The sequence below is a fragment of the Mycobacterium sp. genome, from assembly GCF_032159565.1.
Classification (GTDB): domain Bacteria; phylum Actinomycetota; class Actinomycetes; order Mycobacteriales; family Mycobacteriaceae; genus Mycobacterium.
The window spans coordinates 1-5617 of the sequence record NZ_JAVHWR010000166.1 but is presented as its reverse complement, the minus strand read 5'-3'; the positions used below and the strand labels follow the sequence as shown (position 1 = coordinate 5617).

The following is a 5617-nucleotide window of genomic DNA, read 5'->3' as shown; positions in this document are numbered from 1 at the left end:
GCCGCAGCCGCCGCGCCACCCGATGCCGTTGCACCGAGTTGCCCACGGTCTTGGCGACCACCAGACCCACCTTCGGGCCGACACCGTCGGCGTCGCTGGACCGGCGTGCGTGCACCACAATGTCGGGCTGCGCCGTCCGCACCCCTCGATTGACTGTGGTACCGAATTCCGTCGACCGCGTCATCCGGTTCCGCGCCGGAAGCACCGCGCTAGACCCTGCGTCGATTTACGCAGTCAGCGCGCGGCGGCCCTTACGACGCCGGCTGGACACGATCGACCGGCCGGCCCGGGTCCGCATCCGAAGCCGAAACCCATGCACCCGCGCGCGGCGCCGGTTGTTGGGCTGAAAGGTCCGCTTGCCCTTGGCCACGGCTGTCACTCCTCGTTGCGTGTGGCAACCGCTTCTGACGCACAGGTCTGAACGCGATCGCCGTTGGTAAGCTCGTCGTCTTGCTCGCTAGCCGGCGCGGTCTCCGTACAACTCCGGATCGCAGCCGTGTCACCACGTTCGGGCGACTGTTCGAGGGTACTGACGAGATTTCACTAGGTCAAACCACTGTCACCCGCCCCCGAAGCGTTGACTTCACTCACAGCAGTCACCGCCTCGGCGCCGCCCAGAAGTATCCCCCGGGCAATGTTGCAGAACGGTTGGCACTAAGGCTGAAAACTGTTAGCTTCTGCCAATGCCGTTCCGCCATCGGAGCGGCGACAGACAACGAAGCGAGGAAGCCCGAAAGGTCGCGAGCCCACAGAGTGCGGAACCACTGTGACGAGCCCAGGCACGCGGCGTCCTCGCCGGTAGATAACAGATCGACGGCAGCTGTCCTTGTCCACAGCCTGTGGATAACTATGTGGACAGTTCGTCTTCGTTCTCTTGGTGGTCCCTTGGACCAGCCTGAGGGGGTTCCCGTCATTGACAGCTGACCCCGACCCACCGTTCGTCGCCGTCTGGAATATGGTGCTCGCCGAACTCAACGGCGATACCCGAACCGGCGAGCCACTCAACGGCGAGCCTGCGCCACCCACCCTTACCCCACAGCAAAGGGCCTGGTTGAAGCTGGTCAAACCACTCGTTATCACCGAGGGGTTTGCCCTGCTGTCCGTTCCGACCAGCTTTGTCCAGAACGAGATCGAGCGGCACCTGCGCGAACCGATCATCTCGGCATTGAGCCGACAGCTCGGCCAGCGCGTCGAACTGGGTGTGCGTATCGCCAGCCCCACCCCAGAGAACCCCGACGAGGGGTTCACCACCGCCGCGGACATCTACGGCGAAACCGAAGCCGACGAGATCGACGAAGTGAGCGAGGCGCTTGCCAGCGCCGAGGAGAGTTGGCCGACGTACTTCTCCAGCGGACCACGCAGGATCGCCGCGAGCGACGACAATTCGGTCAGTCTCAACCGCCGCTACACCTTCGACACCTTCGTCATCGGAGCGTCGAACAGGTTCGCTCACGCCGCCACCCTCGCGATTGCTGAGGCGCCGGCACGCGCGTACAACCCGCTCTTCATCTGGGGTGAATCCGGCCTCGGTAAAACTCACCTTTTGCACGCGGCGGGCAACTACGCGCAGCGGTTGTTTCCCGGCATGCGCGTCAAGTACGTCTCGACCGAGGAATTCACCAACGACTTCATCAACTCGCTTCGCGACGACCGCAAAGCCTCGTTCAAACGCAGCTACCGGGACATCGATGTGCTACTCGTCGACGACATCCAGTTCATCGAGGGCAAGGAAGGCATCCAGGAGGAGTTCTTCCACACGTTCAACACGTTGCACAACGCGAACAAGCAGATCGTCATCTCCTCGGACCGGCCGCCCAAGCAACTGGCCACCCTGGAAGACCGACTGCGCACGCGATTCGAGTGGGGACTGATCACCGACGTCCAGCCGCCCGAGCTGGAGACCCGGATCGCGATCCTTCGCAAGAAGGCTCAAATGGACCGGCTCGATGTTCCCGACGATGTCCTCGAACTGATCGCCAGCAGCATCGAGCGCAACATCCGCGAACTCGAGGGTGCGCTGATCCGCGTGACCGCCTTCGCTTCGCTGAACAAGACACCCATCGACAAGTCACTCGCCGAGATCGTCCTGCGGGATCTGATCGCGGACGTGAACAGCATCCAGATCGGCACCGCCGGCATCATGGCTGCCACCGCCGAGTACTTCGAAACGACCGTCGAAGAACTTCGCGGCCCCGCTAAGACCAGGGCCCTGGCCCAGTCACGACAGATCGCCATGTATCTGTGCCGCGAACTGACCGACCTGTCGCTACCCAAGATCGGCCAGGCCTTCGGCCGCGACCACACCACCGTCATGTACGCGGAGAAGAAGATCCGCGGCGAGATGGCACAGCGACGCGAGATCTTCGATCAAGTCAAAGAACTCACCACGCGGATCCGTCAGCGCGCCAAGCGCTGAGCTGATCTGAAAATTCTTTGAAAAACTTCTGTCCCCGTCGCACCAGCTGTCACATCTAATCGCCTGTGCACACCCTGTGGACAATCGCCGAAAACCCGCACGTGCCGGCGGCGAATCCTCCACAACGCCGGCTGGATCCCCAGGGATCCAGCCGAGCGTCGACACTCGTCCACAAGTAACTCACAACCCGATACAAGCTCCCTCCTGCACCGACCATGGTTCATCCACAGGTTCCACAGGACCTATTACTGTTACTCATTTATCTCCATAGTTTTCTCTTAGAAGAGATGCCTTGGGGACACCGCGTCTCGGCCCGTTCGCCGCACGCCGCTGACCTTCGTTGTCGCCCCGATCGATTAGCTTTCAAGATGGGCCCGAAAGATCTACGGTTGTTCTTCGATAGCCGTTACGGTCGTCGCAGCGACAATGGGGGATCGAAGCGCAAGCGTCCCGAAATTGCTGGTTAGAGCCTGGTTGTGAGTTGATCGAAGGGACACTATGGACGTGGCGACGACGACGGTTGGTCTCTCCGATTTGAAGTTCCGGTTGGTGCGCGAGGACTTCGCCGACGCGGTGGCCTGGGTTGCCCGCAACCTGCCCACCAGGCCGACGGTTCCGGTGCTCGCCGGCGTACTGCTGACCGGATCGGATGAAGGTCTGACAATCTCGGGTTTCGACTACGAGGTGTCGGCCGAAGTACGAGTCGGTGCCGAGATCGCTTCTCCTGGAAGTGTTCTCGTTTCGGGTCGGTTGTTGTCTGACATCACGCGCGCTCTTCCGGCCAAGCCGGTGGATGTCAGCGTCGAGGGCACCCGGGTGTTGCTCAACTGCGGAAGCGCCAGGTTCTCCCTGCCGACCATGGCGGTGGAGGACTACCCGACGCTGCCCACACTGCCCGACGAGACGGGTGTCATCTCCGCCGACCTGTTCGCCGAAGCGATCGGCCAGGTGGCCGTCGCCGCCGGGCGGGACGACACGCTTCCGATGCTGACGGGCATTCGGGTCGAGATTTCCGGCGAATCGGTGGTTTTGGCGGCCACCGACCGCTTCCGCCTCGCTGTCCGTGAGCTGACCTGGTCGACGGAAGCGGCAGATATCGAGGCGGCGGTGCTGGTGCCGGCCAAGACTCTGGCCGAGGCCGCGAAGGCGGGTACGGGTGCGGGCGATGTGCATCTGTCGCTCGGCGCCGGATCGGCGGTGGGCAAGGAGGGTCTGCTCGGAATCCGCAGCGACGGCAAGCGCAGCACCACCCGCCTGCTCGACGCCGAGTTCCCGAAGTTTCGCCAGCTGCTGCCGACGGAACACACGGCCGTCGCCACCGTCGGTGTCGCCGAACTGACCGAGGCGATCAAGCGCGTCGCGTTGGTCGCCGACCGCGGGGCGCAGGTGCGCATGGAGTTCGCCGACGATGTGCTCAAGTTGTCGGCGGGTGCCGATGACGTCGGCCGCGCCGAGGAGGATCTGCCCGTTTCGTTCGCGGGCGATCCGTTGACCATCGCGTTCAATCCGACATACCTGACCGACGGCTTGGGCTCGTTGCATTCGGGTCGCGTGACGTTCGGCTTCACGACACCCAGCCGGCCCGCTGTGTTGAGGCCCGCGCACGACGATGACGACGGCACGGCCGGCGCAGGTTCGGGACCGTTCCCCGCGGCGGAGACTGACTATGTCTACCTGTTGATGCCGGTGCGGCTCCCGGGCTAGGGCTCCCACCCGCGACGAAAGAGGCTTTACATGCAATTGGGTTTGATCGGCCTGGGCAAAATGGGCTTCAACATGCGTGAGCGTCTGCGCAAGGGCGGGCACGAGGTGGTCGGCTACGACCCCCGGCCCGAAGTCAGCGACGTGCCTACGCTCGCGGCGCTCGCCGAAGCACTCGAAGCTCCCCGCGTGGTGTGGGTGATGGTGCCGTCCGGACCCATCACCGACGCCACGATCACCGATCTTGCCAAGGAACTGTCCGAGGGCGACCTGGTCATCGATGGCGGCAACTCCCGTTATACCGACGACGGTCCGCACGCGAAGATGTTGGCCGAGAAGGGCGTTGCCTACATCGACGCGGGTGTGTCGGGCGGAATCTGGGGTCTGACGGAAGGCTACGGGCTGATGGTCGGCGGCAGCGATGCCGACGTCGAGCGCTCGATGCCGATCTTCGACACTCTGCGCCCGCCCGGTCCGCGCGAGGACGGCTTCGTGCACGCGGGTCCCGTCGGCGCGGGGCACTTTGCCAAGATGGTTCACAACGGAATCGAATATGCGCTGATGACGGCCTACGCCGAGGGATATGAGGTACTCGCCGCCGAAGACCTGATCAAGGATCCGCAGGCGGTCTACCAAGCATGGACCAACGGCACCGTGGTGCGTTCCTGGCTGCAGCAGCTGTTGGCCAGGGCCCTCAAGGAAGATCCCGACCTGGAGCAGATCACCGGCTACGCCGACGATTCCGGTGAAGGCCGGTGGACCGTGGAAGAAGCGATCCGGTTGCGGGTCCCTGTTCCCGCCATCGCGGCGGCCCTGTTCGCGCGGTTCCTGTCCCGGCAGGACGACTCCCCGACCATGAAGGCCGTCGCGGCGTTGCGCAACCAGTTCGGCGGCCACGCAGTGAAACGGATCAGCGAGTCCGGATAGCGCCGGCGGCCAGGAGCGAAGCGACTCGGGGATAGCAAGGTGTACGTCCGCCACCTGGGGCTACAGGATTTCCGGTCATGGGCTCGGGTCGACCTGGACCTCGAGCCCGGCCGCACCGTGTTCGTCGGCCCGAACGGATACGGCAAAACCAACCTTGTTGAGGCCCTGTGGTATTCAGCGACTTTGGGGTCGCACCGGGTGGCTTCGGACGCGCCTCTGCTGCGGGCCGGTGCCGAACGGGCCATCATCTCGACCATCGTCGTGAACGAGGGCCGCGAGCTCGCCGTCGATCTCGAGGTGATGGCGGGGCGGGCCAACAAGGCGCGGCTGAACCGCTCCCCCGTCCGCAGCGCGCGCGAAGTGCTCGGTGCCCTACGCGCGGTGATGTTCGCGCCCGAAGACCTGGCCCTGGTCCGCGGTGATCCCGCCGAACGTCGCCGCTACCTCGATGAACTCGCCACTACACGCAGGCCGCGGATAGCGGGTGTGCGCGCCGACTACGACAAGGTGTTGCGGCAGCGCACGGCCCTGCTGAAGACGGCAGCAGGGGCAAGGCACCGCGGTGATCGCAGC

At 64.3% G+C, this 5617-nt stretch carries 6 protein-coding genes; 4 read left to right on the top strand and 2 right to left on the bottom strand.

The features are described 5' to 3' along the window. Together rnpA and rpmH are read right to left on the bottom strand one after the other, a co-directional pair. Positions 1 to 205: ribonuclease P protein component (gene rnpA, locus QOC76_RS22250; RefSeq protein WP_526360446.1), on the bottom strand; the 205-nt coding region annotated here is incomplete at its 3' end. A 21-nt stretch (positions 206 to 226) separates the two neighbouring features. Continuing rightward, entirely contained in the window at positions 227 to 370 is a 144-nt protein-coding gene (rpmH, locus tag QOC76_RS22245; protein ID WP_077100535.1) for a 50S ribosomal protein L34, read from the bottom strand. A 543-nt stretch (positions 371 to 913) separates the two neighbouring features. Here rpmH and dnaA point away from each other — a divergent pair. From dnaA to QOC76_RS22225, 4 genes are all read left to right on the top strand, one after another. After that, positions 914 to 2416 (top strand): chromosomal replication initiator protein DnaA, encoded by a 1503-nt coding sequence (dnaA, locus tag QOC76_RS22240; RefSeq protein WP_526360444.1) that lies wholly within the window; start codon positions 914 to 916, stop codon positions 2414 to 2416. A 498-nt stretch (positions 2417 to 2914) separates the two neighbouring features. Beyond that, positions 2915 to 4120 carry a DNA polymerase III subunit beta gene (dnaN, locus tag QOC76_RS22235; protein ID WP_526360442.1) on the top strand — a complete coding sequence of 402 codons (1206 nt, stop codon included), beginning with the start codon at positions 2915 to 2917 and terminating at the stop codon, positions 4118 to 4120. Positions 4121 to 4150: 30 nt separating this feature from the next. After that, on the top strand, positions 4151 to 5044 hold the full coding sequence (gnd, locus tag QOC76_RS22230; protein WP_526360440.1) for a phosphogluconate dehydrogenase (NAD(+)-dependent, decarboxylating): 894 nt from the start codon (positions 4151 to 4153) through the stop codon (positions 5042 to 5044). A gap of 39 nt (positions 5045 to 5083) precedes the next feature. After that, the coding region (locus tag QOC76_RS22225) for an AAA family ATPase (RefSeq protein WP_526360438.1) at positions 5084 to 5617 on the top strand (534 nt) is incomplete at its 3' end.

Coding starts and splice junctions, on each gene's coding strand:
- dnaN (WP_526360442.1), top strand. CDS start 2,915: ATGGACGTGGCGACGACGACGGTTGGTCTCTCCGATTTGAAGTTCCGG.
- gnd (WP_526360440.1), top strand. CDS start 4,151: ATGCAATTGGGTTTGATCGGCCTGGGCAAAATGGGCTTCAACATGCGT.